The following is an 18,324-nucleotide window of genomic DNA, read 5'->3' as shown; positions in this document are numbered from 1 at the left end:
CCAAGTGAGCACTGATTTCCCCGAGTTGACGTCGGAGTCGGACGCGGACGATCTCCCGCCGGCCCCCGTCAACCCGCTTCGTGACCCGGCCGACCGACGGCTCCCGCGCATCGCGGGGCCGTCCGGTCTGGTCATCTTCGGAGTCACCGGCGACCTGTCCCGCAAGAAGCTCATGCCGGCCATCTACGACCTGGCCAACCGCGGTCTGCTGCCGCCGGGCTTCTCTCTCGTCGGCTTCGCCCGGCGCGAGTGGGACGACGAGGACTTCGCCAAGGAGGTCCACGACGCGGTCAAGGACCACGCCCGCACCCCGTTCCGGGAGGAGGTCTGGCAGCAGCTCGCCAAGGGCATGCGCTTCGTCCACGGCACCTTCGACGACGACGACGCCTTCGACAAGCTCCGCGAGACCATCGACGAGCTGGACAAGGCGCAGGGCACCGGCGGCAACTTCGCCTTCTACCTGTCCGTCCCGCCGAAGTTCTTCCCGACCGTCGTCCAGCAGCTCAAGAAGCACGGCCTGGCCGACCCCCCGCAGGGCTCCTGGCGCCGCGCGGTCATCGAGAAGCCCTTCGGCCACGACCTGGGGAGCGCCCAGGAGCTGAACCGGATCGTCCACGAGGTCTTCCCCCGGGACGAGGTCTTCCGGATCGACCACTACCTGGGCAAGGAGACGGTCCAGAACATCCTGGCGCTGCGGTTCGCCAACCAGATGTTCGAGCCGATCTGGAACCGGTCGTACGTCGACCACGTGCAGATCACCATGGCCGAGGACATCGGCATCGGCGGCCGGGCCGGCTACTACGACGGCATCGGCTCCGCCCGCGACGTCATCCAGAACCACCTGCTCCAGCTGATGGCGCTCACCGCCATCGAGGAGCCGGCGTCCTTCCACCCGAAGGCGCTGGTGGCCGAGAAGCTCAAGGTGCTCAGCGCCGTCAAGCTCCCGGCCGACCTCGGCCGGCACACCGTGCGCGGCCAGTACGCGGCCGGCTGGCAGGGCGGCGAGGAGGTGGTCGGCTACCTGGACGAGGACGGCATCGACCCGGACTCCAAGACCGACACCTACGCGGCGATCAAGCTGGAGATCAACAACCGCCGCTGGGCGGGCGTCCCGTTCTACCTGCGCACCGGCAAGCGGCTGGGCCGCCGGGTCACCGAGATCGCGGTGGTCTTCCAGCGCGCCCCGTACCTGCCGTTCGACTCCTACGCGACCGAGGAGCTGGGGCAGAACGCCCTGGTCATCCGGGTCCAGCCGGACGAGGGCGTGACGGTGCGGTTCGGCTCCAAGGTGCCGGGCACCTCCTTCGAGGTCCGGGACGTCACGATGGACTTCGCCTACGGCGAGTCCTTCACCGAGTCCAGCCCGGAGGCGTACGAGCGGCTCATCCTCGACGTGCTGCTCGGCGACGCCAACCTGTTCCCGCGTCACCAGGAGGTCGAGCTCTCCTGGCAGATCCTCGACCCGATCGAGAAGTACTGGGACACCCACGGCAAGCCCGCCCAGTACTCCGCGGGGACGTGGGGCCCGGCCGAGGCGGACGAGATGCTCGCACGAGACGGCAGGAGCTGGCGCCGGCCATGAAGATCGACCTCACCAACACGACGTCCAGCAAGATCAACGCCGCGCTGATGGAGGCGCGCCGGGCCAGTGGCTCCACCGCCGCCGGCATGGTGCTCACCCTGGTGATCGTGACCGACGAGGGCAGTGCGTACGACGCCCTCAAGGCCGCCAACGACGCCTCCCGCGAGCACCCCTCGCGCACCCTCGCGGTGATCAAGCGCGCCGGGCGCTCGCCCCGGGCCCGCGCCGAGACCCGGCTGGACGCCGAGATCCTGGTCGGCACCGACGCCGGCTCGGGAGAGACGGTCATCCTGCGCATGCACGGCGAACTCGCCGCGCACGCCCAGTCGGTGGTCCTGCCGCTGCTGCTCCCGGACGCCCCGGTCGTCGTCTGGTGGCCCGACAACGCGCCGCTGCACCCGGCGCAGGACCCGCTGGGCGCGCTCGCCCAGCGCCGGATCACCGACGCCGTCACCGCCGAGTCCCCGGTCGGCCAGCTCGCCCAGCGGGCCCAGAGCTACACCCCGGGCGACACCGACCTGGCCTGGACCCGGATCACCGGCTGGCGCTCGATGCTGGCCGCCGCGCTGGACCAGCGGCCGGTCACGATCACCTCCGCGGTGGTCGAGGGCGAGTCCTACAACCCCAGCGTCGAGCTGCTCGGCCTCTGGCTGCACAACCGGCTGCACGTGCCGGTCGAGCGGATCGTCACCGGCGGCCCCGGCATCACCGCGGTGCACCTGCGCACCAAGGACGGGGACATCACCCTGGACCGCCCGGACGGCCTGATGGGCACGCTCTCCATGGTCGGCTCCCCCGACCGCCAGGTGGCGCTCAAGCGGCGCGAGACCTCGGAGCTGATCGCCGAGGAACTGCGCCGGCTCGACCCGGACGACATCTACGCGACGGCCGTGCGCACGCCCGTCGACCGGCTGCGCGAGCCGGACACCGCCGAGACGGCGGCGGCCGAGCGGGTCGCCCGCGCGGCCGTCACCGAGGCCGCGGTGGCCAACCCCGCCCGGGTGACCGCCAAGGCCGCGTCCGAGGCCGAGACCGCGTCCGAGGACGTGGCCGAGGCCTCCGAGAAGGCTCCCGCCAGGAAGCCCGCCAAGCGCGCCGCCAAGGGGAGCGCATGACCAACGCGACCCCGCAGCTGGTCGTCCACCGGGACAAGGAGCTGATGGCCCAGGCGGCCGCGGCCCGGCTGATCACCCGGATCGTGGACGCCCAGGCCGCCCGCGGCACCGCCTCGGTGGTGCTCACGGGCGGGCGCAACGGCAACGCCCTGCTGGCCGCGATCGCCGCCTCCCCGGCGCGCGACGCGGTCGACTGGGCGCGGCTGGACCTCTGGTGGGGCGACGAGCGCTTCGTCCCCGCCGGGGACCCGGACCGCAACGCCGTCCAGGCCCGCGCCGAACTGCTGGACTCCGTCCCGCTCGACCCGGCGCGGGTGCACGAGATGCCCGCCTCGGACGGTGCGGACGGATCGGACGTGGAAGCGGCCGCCGCCCGCTACGCGGAGGAGCTGGCGAAGGCCTCCGGCCCGGGTGACCGGCTCGGCGTCCCGGCCTTCGACGTGCTGCTGCTCGGCGTCGGCCCGGACACCCACGTCGCCTCGCTCTTCCCCGAGCACCCGGGCGTGCGGGAGACCGAGCTGACCGTGATCGGCGTGCGCGGGGCCCCCAAGCCCCCGCCGACCCGGGTCTCGCTCACCCTCCCGGCGATCCGGGCGGCCCGTGAGGTCTGGCTGCTGGCGGCCGGCGCGGACAAGGCGGACGCGGTCGCGATGGCCCTGTCCGGCCCCGGCGAGCTCCAGGCGCCCGCCTCCGGCGCGTACGGCCGCAGCCGCACCCTGTGGCTGCTGGACCGGGCCGCGGCGGAGCAGATCCCGCCCCAGCTGTACCCGCCGGCCTCGGCCTAACGGGCCCGGCAACGCACAAGGGCGCCACCGTCCTCGACGGTGGCGCCCTTCGCTGTCTGTCTGTCGTCCGGGTCAGATCTCGCCGCGCAGCTTGGCCAGCGCCTCGGCGAGGATCGCCTCGCCGTCGGCGTCGGTGCGCCGCTCGCGGACGTAGGCGAGGTGGGTCTTGTACGGCTCGTTGCGCGAGGGCGCGGGCGGGTTGTGCTCGTCCTGTCCGGCCGGGAAACCGCACCGCGGGCAGTCCCAGGTGTCCGGGATGACGGCCTCGGCGGCGAAGCTCGGCCGGGTCTCGTGCTTGTTGGCACACCAGAAGGTGATCCGGTTGCGCGGAGCGGACTCGCCGCGCTCCGCCTCGCCCATCGGGCCCGCTCCGACCCTGCTGCCACGGATGGCGTTGCCACTTGCCACGGTCTGACTCCCTGCGTGCTGGTGCGCCGACCCTCCGCGGTGCGCGTCGGTGGCGAAAGTCGTCCTAGTGTAAGCAGGAGTTAAGCGTCCACCGCCATCGCCTCCGCCCCCGACCGTCCCAGGATAGGCGCTCGGGCGACGGGGCGTCAGGGTTACGTCAGCTCTTGTACTTCAGCACCAGGCCCAGCACGATGATGCAGGCGAACCAGGCGACACCGACCACGATCGTGATGCGGTCCAGGTTGCGCTCGGCCACCGCCGAGCCGCCGCCGGTGGACATCGCGCCGCCACCGAACATGTCCGACAGGCCGCCGCCCTTCCCCTTGTGCAGCAGCACCAGCAGGATCATCAGCAGACTGAAGATGATCAGGGCAATCGAGAACCCGAGAACCACGACGGGACCAACTCTCTCGTATCTTCGGCGACGGGGCCGGACCGCTGACGGCGGTCCGGCCCCAAAGCCTACGTTGCTGCAGCGGCGTTAGCCTACTGCCTGCTCACGGTAGCGCACGATCTTGACGAACTCGTCGGCGTCCAGCGAGGCACCGCCGATCAGGCCGCCGTCGATGTCGGGCTTGGCCATCAGGCCGGCCGCGCTCGACGACTTCACCGAACCGCCGTACAGCACGCGGACCTTGCCGGCCAGCTCGGCGTCGTACAGCTCGGCGATCCGCTTGCGGATGGCGGCGCAGACCTCCTGCGCGTCCTCCGGGGTGGCCACCTCGCCGGTGCCGATCGCCCAGACCGGCTCGTAGGCGACCACGATGGACTCGGCCTGGTGGGCCGGGATGTCCGCCAGGGCGCCGTCCAGCTGCGCGAGGGTGTGCTCGACGTGGGTGCCGGCCTTGCGGACGTCCAGCGGCTCGCCGATGCACAGGATCGGGGTGATCCCGGCCCGGTAGGCGGCCTTGACCTTGGCGTTGACGATCGCCTCGTCCTCGCCGTGGTACTGGCGGCGCTCCGAGTGGCCGATCACCGCGAAGGTGCACTTCAGCTTGGCCAGCATCGGGCCGGAGACCTCGCCGGTGTAGGCACCGGAGTCGTGCTGCGAGATGTCCTGCGAGCCGTACTTGATCTTCAGCTTGTCGCCGTCGACCAGGGTCTGCACCGAACGCAGGTCGGTGAACGGCACCAGGACGGCGACCTCGACGGCCTCGTAGTCCTTGTCGGCCAGCGCGAAGGCCAGCTTCTGGGTGTGCTGGATGGCCTCAAGGTGGTTGAGGTTCATCTTCCAGTTGCCCGCCATCAGCGGGAGACGCTCAGTCATTGCTTTCAGCCTTCCAGGGCGGCGAGACCGGGGAGGGTCTTGCCCTCCAGGTACTCGAGGCTGGCGCCACCGCCGGTCGAGATGTGTCCGAATGCGTTCTCGTCGAAGCCCAGGATGCGGACGGCCGCGGCGGAGTCGCCGCCACCGACCACGGTGAACGCGTCGCTGTCCAGCAGCGCCTGGGCCACGGCCTTGGTGCCGTTCGCGTAGTCCGGGTGCTCGAAGACGCCCATCGGGCCGTTCCAGAACACGGTGCCCGCGTCGGCCAGCTTCGCCGCGTACAGCTCGCGGGTCTTCGGGCCGATGTCCAGGCCCTCCTGGTCGGCCGGGATCGCGTCCGCGGCCACGAGCGAGGGGTTGGCCGGGGCCTTGGTCTTGAGGTCGGGGAAGTCCGCCGACACCAGGACGTCCACCGGCAGGACGAACTCGACGCCCGTCTCCTCGGCACGCTTCAGGTAGTCCAGGACGACCGGGATCTGGTCCTCCTGCAGCAGCGAGATGCCGACCTCGTGGCCCTTGGCCTTGAGGAAGGTGTACGCCATGCCGCCGCCGATGAGGATCCGGTCGGCCTTCTTCAGCAGGTTGTCGATCACGCCGAGCTTGTCGGAGACCTTGGCGCCGCCGAGCACGACCACGTACGGGCGCGCGACCTCCTCGGTGAGCTTCTTGAGCACACCGACCTCGGTGGCGATCAGGTCACCGGCCGCGTGCGGCAGCAGGGCGGGCAGGTCGTAGACCGAGGCGTGCTTGCGGTGCACGGCACCGAAGCCGTCGCCGACGTACAGGTCCGCGAGGGCGGCCAGCTGCTCGGCGAAGGCCTTGCGCTCGGCGTCGTCCTTGCTGGTCTCGCCGGCGTTGAAGCGCAGGTTCTCCAGCAGCGCGACCTCGCCGTCGCCCAGCGCGGCCACGGTGGACTCGGCGCTCTCGCCCACGGTGTCGGTGGCGAAGGCGACGTTCTTACCGAGGATCTCGCCGAGGCGCACGGCCGCCGGGGCCAGCGAGAACTTCGGGTCCGGCGCACCCTTCGGGCGGCCGAGGTGGGAGGCGACGACGACCCGGGCGCCGCGCTCGACGAGCTTGGCGATGGTCGGGGCGACGGCACGGATCCGGCCGTCGTCGGTGATCGTGGTGCCGTCCAACGGGACGTTCAGGTCGGCACGGACGAACACGCGCTTGCCGGCGACGTCGAGGTCTTCGATGGTCTTCACGGGGATTGGCTCTCCTGGGGAGATGGTTGATGCGCAGAGGCGGCACGGCGCAGGGGCCGCCTGGGAAAGTCCTGGTGCGCAGAGCGAGGGCCCGGTCGGCACAGTGCGCCAGCCGGGCCCTCGCCCCTACATCACGTCAGCTCCCGCTGCGTCAGAGCTGGCCGCCGACGAGGGAGGTCAGGTTGACGAGGCGGTTCGAGTAGCCCCACTCGTTGTCGTACCAGCCGAGCACCTTGACCTGGTTGCCCTGGACCATGGTGAGCTGGGAGTCGAAGATGCAGGAGGCCGGGTCGTTGACGATGTCCGAGGAGACGATCGGGTCCTCGGTGTAGGTCAGGATGCCCTTGAGCGGGCCCTCCTGCGAGGCCTTCTGGAAGGCGGCGTTGACCTCGTCCTTGGTCACCTCGCGCTCCAGGGTGACGACCAGGTCGGTGATGGAGCCGGTCGGGACCGGGACGCGCAGCGAGGTGCCGTCCAGCTTGCCCTTCAGCTCCGGCAGGACCAGGGCGGTCGCCTTGGCGGCACCGGTCGAGGTCGGGATGATGTTCTGCGACGCGGCACGGGCGCGGCGCAGGTCCTTGTGCGGGAAGTCCAGGGTCACCTGGTCGTTGGTGAACGCGTGGACGGTCGTCATCAGGCCCTTGACGATGCCGAAGTTCTCGTGCAGCACCTTGGCCATCGGCGCCACACAGTTGGTGGTGCAGGAGGCGTTGGAGATGATCGAGTGGTTGTCGGCGTCGTACTTGTCCTCGTTGACGCCCAGGACGATGGTGACGTCCTCGTCGCTCGCGGGCGCCGAGATGATGACCTTCTTGGCGCCGGCGGTGAGGTGCTTCTTCGCGGCCTCGGCCTTGGTGAAGATGCCGGTGGACTCGACGACGATGTCGGCGCCCAGGGCGGCCCACGGCAGGTTGGCGGGGTCACGCTCGGCGCTGACCTGGAAGGTCTTGCCGTCGACGGTGATGCTGTCCTCGGTGTGCGAGACCTCGCCCGGGAAGGTGCCCAGGGTGGTGTCGTACTTGAGCAGGTGAGCCAGGGTCTTCGTGTCAGTGAGGTCGTTGACACCGACGATCTCGATGTCCGCGCCCTGCGCCTTGACCGCGCGGAAGAAGTTGCGGCCGATGCGGCCGAATCCGTTGATGCCTACCCGGATCGTCACGAACCGATCTCCTCGTTAGGTACGCCGGAGCTAAGCCGACGGGGGTGAGATTTGGGAAGTCCCCGACCGCCTATGACCCTACCCCTCCCAGGCCTGGGAGGGCACATCGCGCCACGTGCGACGACCTGGCGTGGCGCGAAATCAGGCCGACCGTCCTTGGTCGTCAGGGCAGTTGGCCCTGGTCAGTGGTCTCTACCAATTTGCACACACCGGGCGCGTCCGGGTATCGCCTCCGGACACGGCGGCGGCCGGTGCCCGGAATCCGGACACCGGCCGCGGAACAGCCACTCGGTGCGGCGGTCAGTTCATCGCCATCTCGTCGGTGAGGTTGGCCTCGGTGCTCGGCAGGCCGAGCTCGGAGGCGCGCTTGTCCGCCATCGCCAGCAGGCGGCGGATCCGGCCGGCCACCGCGTCCTTGGTCAGCGGCGGGTCGGCGAGCGCGCCCAGCTCCTCCAGCGAGGCCTGCTTGTGCTGCATCCGCAGCTGGCCGGCCGCGGCCAGGTGCTCGGGCACCTCCTCGCCGAGGATCTCCAGCGCCCGCGCCACCCGGGCGCCGGCCGCCACCGCGGCGCGGGCCGAGCGGCGCAGGTTGGCGTCGTCGAAGTTGGCCAGGCGGTTGGCGGTGGCCCGGACCTCGCGCCGCATCCGGCGCTCCTCCCAGGCGAGCACCGACTCGTGCGCGCCGAGCCGGGTCAGCAGCGCGCCGATCGCGTCGCCGTCGCGGATCACCACCCGGTCCACGCCGCGCACCTCGCGGGCCTTGGCCGGGATGCCGAGCCGGCGGGCCGCGCCGACCAGGGCGAGGGCGGCCTCGGAGCCGGGGCAGGTGATCTCCAGCGAGGAGGAGCGGCCCGGCTCGGTGAGCGAGCCGTGCGCCAGGAAGGCCCCGCGCCAGGCCGCCTCGGCGTCGCAGGTGGCCCCGGAGACGACTGCCGGGGGCAGCCCCCGGATCGGCCGGCCCCGGCCGTCCACGAGGCCCGTCTGGCGCGCGAGCAGTTCGCCGTCCTTGACCACCCGGACGACGAAGCGGCTGCCGCGCCGCAGTCCGCCGGGGGCCATCACCACGAGGTCGGAGGAGTGTCCGAAGATCTCCAGCAGGTCCTTGCGCAGCCGCCGCGCAGCCGCGCCGGTGTCCAGCTCCGCCTCGATCACGATCCGGCCGCTCACGATGTGCAGCCCGCCCGCGAACCGCAGGATCGCCGACACCTCCGCCTTGCGGCAGCAGGCCCTGGTGACCGGGAGCCGGCTGATCTCGTCCTTCACCGCTGGAGTCATCGCCATGGCCCGATCCTTCCATGTGTCCGGAAAATCCGGTCGTACGCGGCCGCCAACAGCTCCGGGTCGTGTCGCGGGGTGCCGTCCGTGCGGGCCACCCGGCCCAGGACCAGGGCGGCGCCCATCCGCTCGGCGGCCTTCTCCAGACCGGCCAGATCCGCCTGGCCGAAGGCGCCGCCGGTGACGGCGCGCTCGTCCACCAGGATCGCATCCACCGCGAGGCCCGGGGCGTGGTCGGCGATGACCTCCAGGTGGCGCTGCGGGGTGAAGCCCTCGGTCTCGCCGGGCTGGGGGGCCAGGTTCAGGGTGAGCAGGCGGCGGGCGCGGGTCTCGGTGAGCGCCTTGGCCAGCTCCGGGACCAGCAGGTGCGGCAGCACGCTGGTGAACCAGGAGCCCGGGCCGAGCACCACCCAGTCCGCCTCCCGCACGGCGGTGACCGCCTCCGGGACGGCCGGCGGCCCGTCCGGCAGCAGCCGGATCGACTGCACGGTGCCGGGCGTGACCGCGACGCTGGCCTGGCCGCGGACGGCCGACAGCTCGCCGGGGCGCTCCGGGTCGTGGCCGCGCACGGTCGCCTCGATGTCCAGCGGCACCGCCGACATCGGCAGCACCCGGCCCTGGACGTTCAGCAGCCGGCCGACCCAGTCCAGGGCGGCCACCGGGTCACCGAGCTTCTCCCAGAGCGCGACGATCAGCAGGTTGCCGACCGCGTGGCCACCCAGCTCGCCGGTGCCGGTGAAGCGCTGCTGGATCACCTCGGACCAGGTGCGCCCCCAGTCGTCGTCCCCGCACAGCGCGGCCAGCGCCTTGCGCAGGTCGCCGGGGGGCAGCACGCCCAGCTCGGTGCGGAGCCGGCCGCTGGAGCCGCCGTCGTCGGCGACGGTGACCACGGCGGTCAGGTCGCTGGTGAGCCGGCGCAGCGCGGAGAGCGAGGCGGACAGGCCCTGGCCGCCGCCGAGCGCGGTGATCCGGGGGGCCGGGTTGGCCCGGGCGGGGCTGCTGCGCGGCCGGCTCGGGCCACCCGCCCGGTCGGCACTCCTGTTCTGCGGCTGCCGCCCGGGCACATATCCCGCCACACTCACCTCGCGTTCCTCGCCGCGGCCGCCGGCCCCGCCGGCGGCCCGGCTAGGAGGCGGCGGTCACTCCCGTCCCATGTCACGGTGGACGAGCACCGTCTCCACTCCGTCGGCGATGAGACGCTTGGTCAGGCGCTCGGACATCGCGACGCTGCGGTGCTTGCCACCGGTGCAGCCTACGGCAAGCGTCATGTAGCGCTTCCCCTCGCGGCGGTACCCCTCGGTGATGATGCGCAGGAGCTCGGCGTAGCCGTCCAGGAACTCGTTGGCGCCGGGCTGCTGGAACACGTAGTCGGCGACGTCCGCGTCGGTGCCGGTGCGGGCGCGCAGCTCGGGCACCCAGTGCGGGTTGGGCAGGAAGCGGCAGTCCACCACCAGGTCGGCATCGACCGGCAGGCCGTACTTGAAGCCGAAGGACATCACGGTGGCGCGCAGCTCGGGCTCGTCGTGGTCGGCGAACTGGGCGTCCAGCTTGGCGCGCAGCTGGTGCACGTTGAGGTTGGAGGTGTCGATCACCAGGTCGGCCTCGCCGCGCAGGTCGCGCAGCAGGTCGCGCTCCTGGGCGATGCCGTCGACGATCCGGCCGTCGGCCTGCAGCGGGTGCGGGCGGCGCACGCTCTCGAAGCGGCGGACCAGCGCGTCGTCGGAGGAGTCCAGGAAGACCACGCTGAGCCGGACGCCGCGCTTCTCCAACTCGTCGAGCGAGGTGAGCAGGTCGTCGAAGAACTGGCGGCCCCGGACGTCCACGACCACGCCGATCCGGGCGACGTTGCCCTGGGAGCGGGCGCCCAGGTCGACCATGGTCGGGATCAGGGCCGGTGGCAGGTTGTCCACCACGAACCAGCCCAGGTCCTCCAGGCACTTCGCGGCGGTGGAGCGGCCGGCTCCGGACATGCCGGAGATGATCACCAGCTCCGGCGCGTTCTCGGCCACGTCTGACACGGTCACTTCGGTTCCCCGCTCTCGGTCTTTCTGCTGGGGAGAACGCGCACGGCGCGGCCGCCCTTCCCCTGCCCGGACAGGCAGGCGGGGGCTGGGCGCGCCGTCTGACGGTCGGCGTCGGCCGTCATGGCGTCTCCTGGGATGGTGCGGTCTGGGATGCTGCGGCCACCGGCTCGGCGGCCGGTTCGGCCCCGTCCTCGATGATCTCGCCGGTAGCGGTGTTCACCGCTGGTGCGACGGGTGTACGGGAGGACAACGCCGCCGCAACAGTCTCCGCCGTACGGCGTCCGATGCCGGGTACGGCGCAGAGTTCGTCGACGGTGGCGGCCCGGAGCCTCTTCAGCGAGCCGAAGTGCTTGAGCAGCGCCTGGCGGCGAGTCTCGCCGAGGCCCGGGACGGAGTCCAGTTCCCCGGCGGTGAGTCGCTTGGAACGCTTGCTGCGCTGGTAGGTGATCGCGAAGCGGTGGGCCTCGTCGCGGACCCGCTGGAGCAGGTAGAGGCCCTCGCTGGAGCGCGGCAGCACGACCGGGTCGTCCTCGCCGGGCAGCCAGACCTCCTCCAGCCGCTTGGCCAGGCCGCACAGCGCGACGTCGTCGATGCCGAGTTCGTCCAGGGCGCGCTTGGCGGCGGCGACCTGCGGCTGGCCGCCGTCGACGACCAGCAGTTGGGGCGGGTAGGCGAATCGGCGCGGGCGGCCCGTCTCCGGGTCGATCGGGCCGGCCGGGGCCCCGGTGCCGTCGGCGGCGCCCGGGTCGTCGGCCTCGGGGACGACCCACTCGCCGGTCTGCTCGCGCTCCTGGAGGTAGCGGCGGAAGCGCCGGCCGATCACCTCGTGCATCGAGCGGACGTCGTCCTGGCCCTCGAAGCCCTTGATCTGGAAGCGCCGGTACTCGCTCTTGCGGGCCAGGCCGTCCTCGAAGACGACCATCGAGGCGACCACGTCCTCGCCCTGGAGGTGGGAGATGTCGAAGCACTCGATGCGCAGCGGCACCGAGTCCAGCTCCAGCGCGTCGGCGATCTCCTGCAGGGCGCGGCTGCGGGTGGTGAGGTCGGAGGCGCGCTTGGTCTTGTGCAGTGCCAGCGCCTGCTGGGCGTTGCGCTGCACGGTGGCCATCAGGTCCTTCTTGTCGCCGCGTTGCGGGATCCGCAGGTCGACCTGGCTGCCGCGCAGGCCGCTCAGCCAGTCCCGGACCGGGCCGGCCGGCTCGGGCAGCGCGGGGACGAGCACCTCGCGCGGCACGGACTCGTTGCGCTCGTCCGAGCCGCCGGCGGCGCCGTAGAGCTGCTGGAGGGCGTGCTCGACCAGGCCGGCGGTGTCGACGTCCTCGACCTTGTCGGTGACCCAGCCGCGCTGGCCGCGCACCCGGCCGCCGCGGACGTGGAAGATCTGGACGGCGGCCTCCAGTTCGTCCTCGGCGACGGCCAGCAGGTCGGCGTCGGTGGCGTCGGCGAGCACGATGGCGTTCTTCTCCATCGCGCGCTTGAGGGCGCCGATGTCGTCCCGCAGCCGGGCCGCCTTCTCGTACTCCATCTCCTCGGCGGCCTCCCGCATCTGCTCTTCCAGCCGGCGCAGGTAGTTGCCGGTGCGCCCGGCCATGAAGTCGCAGAAGTCCTCGGCCAGCGCCCGGTGTTCGTCCGGCGAGACCTTGCCGACGCAGGGCGCGGCGCACTTGCCGATGTAGCCGAGCAGGCAGGGCCGGCCGACCTGCCGGGCGCGCTTGAACACGCCGTTGGAGCAGGTACGGACGGGGAAGACGCGCAGCAGCAGGTCGACCGTCTCGCGGATCGCCCAGGCGTGCCCGTACGGCCCGAAGTAGCGCACGCCCTTCTTGTGCGCCCCGCGCATCACCTGGACCCGCGGGTACTCCTCGTCGAGGGTGACGGCGAGTTCCGGATAGCTCTTGTCGTCGCGGTACTTGACGTTGAACCGCGGGTCGAACTCCTTGATCCAGGAGTACTCCAGCTGGAGCGCCTCGACCTCGGTGGCCACCACCGTCCACTCCACCGAGGCGGCGGTGGTGACCATGGTCGCGGTGCGCGGGTGCAGGCCGGCCAGGTCCTGGAAGTAGGACGACAGGCGCGGCCGCAGGCTCTTGGCCTTGCCGACGTAGATGACCCGTCCGTGGGCGTCACGGAACTTGTAGACGCCCGGTGAGGTCGGGATCGCGCCCGGCGCCGGGCGGTAGGTGCTCGGGTCAGCCATGGGTCCACCGTACCGAGTGGAGCCGGGGCCGCGAAGGGGAGATCAACTGGGCGGGGATCGACTGGGCGGAGATCGACTTGGCGGAGATCAACTGGTTCAGCTCGGGGTCACCTTGAGGTTCCCGCCGTCGACCGTGACGGCGTAGGCGGGCAGCGGCCGGGGGGCCGGGCCGTCCTGGACGGCGCCGTCGGTGATGGCGAACCGGCTGCCGTGGCAGGGGCACTGGATCTGCTGGCTCTTCACCTGGTCGACGACGCAGCCGGCGTGGGTGCAGACGGCGCTGAAGGCCTTGTACTCCCCCGCGGTCGGCTGGGTCACGACGATCTTCTGGTTGCGGAAGACCTTGCCGCCGCCCTCCGGCACCGCCGAGGCCGGGCCGAGGTCCACCGGGCTCTTGGCCGCGCTGCCGGCGCCGGAGGAGCCCGAGGAGCCCGCGGAGGAACCGCAGCCGGCGACCGCCACGGTGCCGCCGGCCGCCAGTACGGCGGCGGCACCGCAGAGCACGGTGCGGCGGGAGGTGGCGGGGCTGGTCTCGGGGGCCTCTGACATCGGTGCGCTCCTGCGGTTCGGCTTCCTACGAGGGACCACGGAAGTCTATGCGGCACCCGCTCCGCCGCCCCGGGGGCGGGGCGGCGGAGCGGGTCGCTTCTCCCTCTTCGCTACTTCTTCGCGGCGGCGGCGCGCTTGCGCGGTGCCTTCTTCACCGGGGCGATCGGGGCGTCCGCGAACTCGCCCGGAAGGATGTCCCGGAGGAACTTGCCGGTGTGGCTCTCCGGGACGGCGGCGATCTGCTCCGGGGTGCCCTCGGCGACCACCATGCCGCCGCCGGAACCGCCCTCGGGGCCCATGTCGACGACCCAGTCGGCGGTCTTGATCACATCGAGGTTGTGCTCGATGACGATCACCGTGTTGCCCTTCTCCACCAGCCCGCTGAGCACCTTGATCAGCTTGCTGATGTCCTCGAAGTGCAGGCCGGTGGTGGGCTCGTCCAGCACGTAGACCGTCCGCCCGGTCGAGCGCTTCTGCAGCTCGGAGGCGAGCTTGACGCGCTGCGCCTCGCCGCCGGAGAGCGTCGGCGCGGACTGGCCGAGCCGGACGTAGCCGAGGCCGACGTCGTTGAGCGTCCTGAGGTGCCGGGAGATCGCCGGGACGGCCTCGAAGAAGGCCAGCGCCTCCTCGATCGGCATGTCCAGCACCTCGGAGATGGACTTGCCCTTGTAGTGGACCTCCAGCGTCTCCCGGTTGTACCGGGCGCCGTGGCAGACCTCGCACGGTACGTAGACGTCCGGCAGGAAGTTCATCTCGATCTTGATGGTGCCGTCGCCCGAGCAGTTCTCGCAGCGGCCGCCCTTGACGTTGAAGGAGAACCGGCCGGGCAGGTAGCCGCGGACCTTCGCCTCCTGCGTCTCCGCGAAGAGCCGGCGCACGTGGTCGAACACCCCGGTGTAGGTGGCCGGGTTGGAGCGCGGGGTGCGCCCGATCGGCGACTGGTCGACGTGCACCACCTTGTCCACCAGGTCGGTGCCGGTGATCCGGGTGTGCCGGCCGGGCACGCTGCGGGCGCCGTTCAGCTCCCGGGCGAGGTGGGTGTAGAGGATGTCGTTGACCAGCGTCGACTTGCCGGAGCCGGAGACACCGGTGATCGCGGTGAAGGTGCCGAGCGGGAAGCCGACCGTGACGTCCTTGAGGTTGTGCTCGCGGGCGCCGTGGACGGTCAGCTGGCGCTTCTTGTCCCGGTCGCGGCGGCCCGCCGGGATCGGGATGGACCGCTTGCCGGAGAGGTACTGGCCGGTCAGCGAGTCCTTGTTGGACAGCAGCCCCTTCAGCGAGCCGGAGTGCACCACCTTGCCGCCGTGCTCGCCGGCGCCCGGGCCGATGTCGACCACCCAGTCCGCCGTCTTGATGGTGTCCTCGTCGTGCTCGACCACGATCAGCGTGTTGCCGATGTCGCGCAGCCGCACCAGCGTCTCGATCAGCCGGTGGTTGTCCCGCTGGTGCAGGCCGATGGACGGCTCGTCCAGCACGTACAGCACGCCGACCAGGCCGGAGCCGATCTGGGTGGCCAGCCGGATGCGCTGGGCCTCGCCGCCGGACAGGGTGCCGGCCGCGCGGTTCAGCGAGAGGTAGTCCAGGCCGACGTCGACCAGGAAGCGCAGCCGCTCGTTGACCTCCTTGAGGACGCGCTCGGCGATCTGCTTGTCCCGGTCGTTCAGCTTCATCGCGCCCAGGAACTCGGCGCAGTCGCTGATCGACATCGCCGAGACGTCGGCGATCGACTTCTCCTCGACGGTGACCGCGAGCACCACCGGCTTGAGCCTGGTGCCCTCGCACGTCGGGCAGGGCACCTCGCGCATGTAGCCCTCGAAGCGCTCGCGACTGCTGTCGCTCTCCGCCTCGGTGTGCCGGCGCTGGATGAACGGGACGGCGCCCTCGAAGCCGGTGCTGTACGAGCGCTCGCGCCCGAAGCGGTTGCGGTAGCTGACCTGCACCTGGTGCTTGTGCCCGTACAGCAGCGCCTTCTTGGCGCGGGCCGGCAGCCCGGCCCACGGGATGTCGGTGCGGAAGCCCAGCTCCCCGGCGAGCGCGTCGATCAGCCGCTGGAAGTACTCCTTGGCGTGGCCCGCCGACCACGGGTGGATCGCGCCCTCCTCCAGCGAGCGCTCCGGGTCCGGCACGACCAGCTCCGGGTCGACCTCCATCCGGTTGCCCAGGCCGGAGCAGTCCGGGCAGGCGCCGAACGGCGAGTTGAAGGAGAACGAGCGCGGCTCCAGCTCCTCGAACGACACGTCGTCGTACGGGCAGTAGAGGTGCTCGGAGTACATCCGCTCGCGCTCCGGGTCGTCCTCCGCGAGGTCGACGAAGTCGAGCACGACCATGCCGCCGGACAGCCGCAGGGCCGTCTCCACCGAGTCGGTGAGCCGCCGCTTGGCGCTCTCCTTGACGGTCAGGCGGTCGATGACCACCTCGACGGTGTGCTTCTCCTGCTTCTTGAGCTTCGGCGGCTCGGCGAGCTGGATCGTCTCGCCGTCCACCCGGGCGCGCGAGTAGCCCTTGGACTGGAGGTCGGCGAAGAGGTCGACGAACTCGCCCTTGCGCTCGCGCACCACCGGGCTGAGCACCTGGAACCGGGTGCCCTCGGCGAGCTCCAGCACCTTGTCGACGATCGCCTGCGGCGACTGCTTGGCGATCGGGCGGCCGCAGTGCGGGCAGTGCGGCTTGCCGATCCGGGCGAACAGCAGGCGCAGGTAGTCGTAGACCTCGGTGATCGTGCCGACGGTCGAACGGGGGTTTCGGTTGGTGGACTTCTGATCGATCGAGACGGCCGGGGAGAGGCCTTCGATGAAGTCCACATCGGGCTTGTCCATCTGCCCGAGGAACTGGCGGGCGTAGGAGGACAGCGACTCGACGTAGCGGCGCTGGCCCTCGGCGAAGATCGTGTCGAAGGCGAGCGAGGACTTGCCGGAGCCGGAGAGGCCCGTGAAGACGATGAGGGAGTCGCGGGGCAGGTCGAGCGAGACGTTCTTGAGGTTGTGCTCGCGAGCACCGCGGACGATGAGGCGGTCGGCCACTGCTTCTGGCGCCTTTCTCCGGGGCGAGAGGACTTGCGGGGAGATGTGTGCTTCTTCCAGGATGCGGCAGCCAGCCTACTAGCTCAGACGTTCGAATATCGACCGTGTCCAGCGGAGTCCACCCGAACGAGTGAGAGCGCCCCTCGGACCCTCCGTACCCGGACCGAAAAAGGCCCTGCTCAGCGGTCGGATTCGGCGATAGCGTCAGCTGGTCAACGAGCGGAGCCCCCCGCGGGCAACGCGCCGTCTCCCACAGAAGGCCGATCCGATGACCGACCCGCAGACCGCCGCCGAGGCCGCCGCGCAGTACCTGGCCCTGGTCGAGGAGAGCACCCGGCACCTGCTGAACACCGTCGCCGAGCTGAAGCCCGAGGCCGTCGCCGAGCCCTCCGCCCTGCCCGGCTGGACCCGCGGTCACGTGCTGGCCCACATCGCCCGCAACGCCGACTCCCTGGTCAACCTGCTGGACGGCGCCCGCACCGGCACCGACATCCCGCAGTACGCCAGCACCGAGGTCCGCGACCGGCAGATCGAGGAGGGCGCGCCCCGCCCGGTGGACGTCCAGCTCGCCGACCTGCGCGACTCCCGCGAGCGCTTCGCCGCGGCCGCCGCGCTGCTGCCCGCCGAAGCCTGGACGGTCGAGGTCCGCCACCGCACCGGCTACGTCTTCCCCGCCCACGACCTCCCGTGGAAGCGCCTCGCCGAGGTCGAGTACCACCACGTCGACCTGGACGCCGGCCACACCCCCGCGCACTGGCCGGAGGTCTTCGCCGTCACCGAGTTCCACAAGATCGCCAACAAGCTGCACGGCACCGACCTGCCCGGCGTCGAGCTGGCCGCCGAGGACACCGGGGACATCGGCCTGATCGGCACCGGCGAGCCCGTCCTCACCGTCCGGGGCCCCCTCCGCTCCCTGCTCGCCTGGCTCTCCGGCCGCTCCGACGGCGCCGACCTCCGGGCCACCCCCGACACCGCCCTCCCCCAGCTTCCCCCGCTGGGCTGACGGCGCGAAGATGATCCTGAACCCCTTCACCGGACGAGGAGCGGACGTATGACGTACCACGGAGCGGTCAAGGTCGGCGGGCCGCCGGACGTGCGGGAGCTGGCGCACCTGATCATCACCAAGGTGGCCGTCGGCGCGTACGACAACAACGCCTACCTGCTGCGCTGCCGGGCCACCGACGAGCAGCTGCTGATCGACGCGGCCGCCGACGCCCCGGTGCTGCTGGAGACCGTCGGCGACGAGCTGGCCACCGTGGTCACCACCCACCGGCACCACGACCACTGGGCCGCGCTCGCCGAGGTGGTCGCCGTGACGGGGGCCCGCACCGCCGCCGGCGCGCACGACGCCGAGGGCGTCGACGTGCCCACCGAACTGCTGCTCGCGGACGGCGACAAGCTGCGGGTCGGCGACGTGGAACTCACCGTCCGGCACCTGGTCGGACACACCCCGGGCGCGATCGTGCTGATCTACGACGACCCGCAGGGCCACCCGCACGTCTTCACCGGCGACTGCCTCTTCCCGGGCGGCGTCGGCAACACCTGGGGCGATGCGGCGGCCTTCACGAGCCTCTTCCGGGACGTCAACGAGAAGATCTTCGACGTCCTCCCGGACGAGGCCTGGGTCTACCCCGGCCACGGCAACGACACCACCCTCGGCGCCGAGCGCCCGCACCTCGACGAGTGGCGCGAACGCGGCTGGTGACCCCGGCCTCCGGGCACCGGGCACCGGGCA

Annotated in this window: 16 protein-coding genes; 5 read left to right on the top strand and 11 right to left on the bottom strand. The window is 71.6% G+C overall.

The window, feature by feature from the left end:
- Nucleotides 1-25 precede the first annotated feature (25 nt).
- The 3 genes from zwf to pgl are packed head-to-tail and all read left to right on the top strand — an operon-like array spanning nucleotide 26 to nucleotide 3,482.
- Nucleotides 26-1,582 (top strand): glucose-6-phosphate dehydrogenase, encoded by a 1,557-nt coding sequence (gene zwf / locus OG556_RS24350; RefSeq protein ID WP_371522858.1) that lies wholly within the window; start codon nucleotides 26-28, stop codon nucleotides 1,580-1,582.
- Nucleotides 1,579-2,697 (top strand): glucose-6-phosphate dehydrogenase assembly protein OpcA, encoded by a 1,119-nt coding sequence (opcA, locus tag OG556_RS24345; RefSeq protein WP_371519269.1) that lies wholly within the window; start codon nucleotides 1,579-1,581, stop codon nucleotides 2,695-2,697. The genes zwf and opcA overlap by 4 nt, the downstream gene beginning before the upstream one ends.
- A complete protein-coding gene (gene pgl, locus OG556_RS24340) occupies nucleotides 2,694-3,482 on the top strand; it encodes a 6-phosphogluconolactonase (protein ID WP_363368896.1) in 789 nt (262 codons plus the stop codon). The genes opcA and pgl overlap by 4 nt, the downstream gene beginning before the upstream one ends.
- A 72-nt stretch (nucleotides 3,483-3,554) precedes the next feature.
- On the opposite strand, the gene OG556_RS24335 is transcribed toward pgl, so the two are convergent.
- The 11 genes from OG556_RS24335 to uvrA form a co-directional block, all read right to left on the bottom strand.
- Nucleotides 3,555-3,842 (bottom strand): RNA polymerase-binding protein RbpA, encoded by a 288-nt coding sequence (locus tag OG556_RS24335; RefSeq protein ID WP_063349510.1) that lies wholly within the window; start codon nucleotides 3,840-3,842, stop codon nucleotides 3,555-3,557.
- 205 nt (nucleotides 3,843-4,047) lie between these two features.
- Complete coding sequence (gene secG / locus OG556_RS24330) at nucleotides 4,048-4,284, bottom strand: preprotein translocase subunit SecG (RefSeq protein ID WP_371519267.1); 237 nt, start codon at nucleotides 4,282-4,284, stop codon at nucleotides 4,048-4,050.
- Between the two features lie 87 nt (nucleotides 4,285-4,371).
- Nucleotides 4,372-5,157 carry a triose-phosphate isomerase gene (gene tpiA, locus OG556_RS24325; protein ID WP_371519264.1) on the bottom strand — a complete coding sequence of 262 codons (786 nt, stop codon included), beginning with the start codon at nucleotides 5,155-5,157 and terminating at the stop codon, nucleotides 4,372-4,374.
- 5 nt (nucleotides 5,158-5,162) lie between these two features.
- Nucleotides 5,163-6,365: a phosphoglycerate kinase gene (gene pgk / locus OG556_RS24320; RefSeq protein ID WP_371519262.1), complete on the bottom strand. Its 1,203-nt coding sequence runs from the start codon at nucleotides 6,363-6,365 to the stop codon at nucleotides 5,163-5,165.
- A 151-nt stretch (nucleotides 6,366-6,516) separates the two neighbouring features.
- Nucleotides 6,517-7,524, bottom strand: coding sequence for a type I glyceraldehyde-3-phosphate dehydrogenase (gap, locus tag OG556_RS24315; RefSeq protein ID WP_371519260.1), 1,008 nt, complete (start codon nucleotides 7,522-7,524; stop codon nucleotides 6,517-6,519).
- A 300-nt stretch (nucleotides 7,525-7,824) separates the two neighbouring features.
- Nucleotides 7,825-8,805 (bottom strand): DNA-binding protein WhiA, encoded by a 981-nt coding sequence (gene whiA, locus OG556_RS24310; protein WP_063349505.1) that lies wholly within the window; start codon nucleotides 8,803-8,805, stop codon nucleotides 7,825-7,827.
- On the bottom strand, nucleotides 8,796-9,875 hold the full coding sequence (gene yvcK / locus OG556_RS24305; RefSeq protein ID WP_371522856.1) for a uridine diphosphate-N-acetylglucosamine-binding protein YvcK: 1,080 nt from the start codon (nucleotides 9,873-9,875) through the stop codon (nucleotides 8,796-8,798). Before yvcK ends, whiA begins: the two co-directional genes overlap by 10 nt.
- 63 nt (nucleotides 9,876-9,938) lie before the next feature.
- Entirely contained in the window at nucleotides 9,939-10,823 is an 885-nt protein-coding gene (rapZ, locus tag OG556_RS24300; protein ID WP_350885802.1) for an RNase adapter RapZ, read from the bottom strand.
- 118 nt (nucleotides 10,824-10,941) lie between these two features.
- The gene (gene uvrC / locus OG556_RS24295) at nucleotides 10,942-13,020 is read right to left on the bottom strand and encodes an excinuclease ABC subunit UvrC (protein ID WP_371519257.1); all 2,079 of its coding nucleotides are present in this window, start codon (nucleotides 13,018-13,020) and stop codon (nucleotides 10,942-10,944) included.
- 96 nt (nucleotides 13,021-13,116) lie between these two features.
- The gene (locus OG556_RS24290; protein WP_371519255.1) at nucleotides 13,117-13,569 is read right to left on the bottom strand and encodes a Rieske (2Fe-2S) protein; all 453 of its coding nucleotides are present in this window, start codon (nucleotides 13,567-13,569) and stop codon (nucleotides 13,117-13,119) included.
- A gap of 110 nt (nucleotides 13,570-13,679) precedes the next feature.
- The gene (uvrA, locus tag OG556_RS24285; protein ID WP_371519253.1) at nucleotides 13,680-16,589 is read right to left on the bottom strand and encodes an excinuclease ABC subunit UvrA; all 2,910 of its coding nucleotides are present in this window, start codon (nucleotides 16,587-16,589) and stop codon (nucleotides 13,680-13,682) included.
- A 268-nt stretch (nucleotides 16,590-16,857) separates the two neighbouring features.
- Between uvrA and OG556_RS24280 the strand changes: the two genes are divergently transcribed.
- Together OG556_RS24280 and OG556_RS24275 are read left to right on the top strand one after the other, a co-directional pair.
- Nucleotides 16,858-17,592 (top strand): maleylpyruvate isomerase family mycothiol-dependent enzyme, encoded by a 735-nt coding sequence (locus OG556_RS24280; protein ID WP_371519252.1) that lies wholly within the window; start codon nucleotides 16,858-16,860, stop codon nucleotides 17,590-17,592.
- 48 nt (nucleotides 17,593-17,640) lie between these two features.
- Nucleotides 17,641-18,294, top strand: a complete 654-nt coding sequence (locus OG556_RS24275; RefSeq protein ID WP_371519251.1) for an MBL fold metallo-hydrolase — start codon at nucleotides 17,641-17,643, stop codon at nucleotides 18,292-18,294.
- Nucleotides 18,295-18,324: the final 30 nt, after the last annotated feature.

This window comes from Kitasatospora sp. NBC_01300 (assembly GCF_041435235.1).
Taxonomy (GTDB): domain Bacteria; phylum Actinomycetota; class Actinomycetes; order Streptomycetales; family Streptomycetaceae; genus Kitasatospora.
This window is presented reverse-complemented; position numbering and strand designations above follow the sequence as displayed.

Coding starts and splice junctions, on each gene's coding strand:
- OG556_RS24290 (WP_371519255.1), bottom strand. CDS start 13,569: ATGTCAGAGGCCCCCGAGACCAGCCCCGCCACCTCCCGCCGCACCGTG.
- OG556_RS24335 (WP_063349510.1), bottom strand. CDS start 3,842: ATGGGCGAGGCGGAGCGCGGCGAGTCCGCTCCGCGCAACCGGATCACC.
- whiA (WP_063349505.1), bottom strand. CDS start 8,805: ATGGCGATGACTCCAGCGGTGAAGGACGAGATCAGCCGGCTCCCGGTC.
- tpiA (WP_371519264.1), bottom strand. CDS start 5,157: ATGACTGAGCGTCTCCCGCTGATGGCGGGCAACTGGAAGATGAACCTC.
- pgl (WP_363368896.1), top strand. CDS start 2,694: ATGACCAACGCGACCCCGCAGCTGGTCGTCCACCGGGACAAGGAGCTG.
- OG556_RS24275 (WP_371519251.1), top strand. CDS start 17,641: ATGACGTACCACGGAGCGGTCAAGGTCGGCGGGCCGCCGGACGTGCGG.
- uvrC (WP_371519257.1), bottom strand. CDS start 13,020: ATGGCTGACCCGAGCACCTACCGCCCGGCGCCGGGCGCGATCCCGACC.
- OG556_RS24280 (WP_371519252.1), top strand. CDS start 16,858: ATGACCGACCCGCAGACCGCCGCCGAGGCCGCCGCGCAGTACCTGGCC.
- opcA (WP_371519269.1), top strand. CDS start 1,579: ATGAAGATCGACCTCACCAACACGACGTCCAGCAAGATCAACGCCGCG.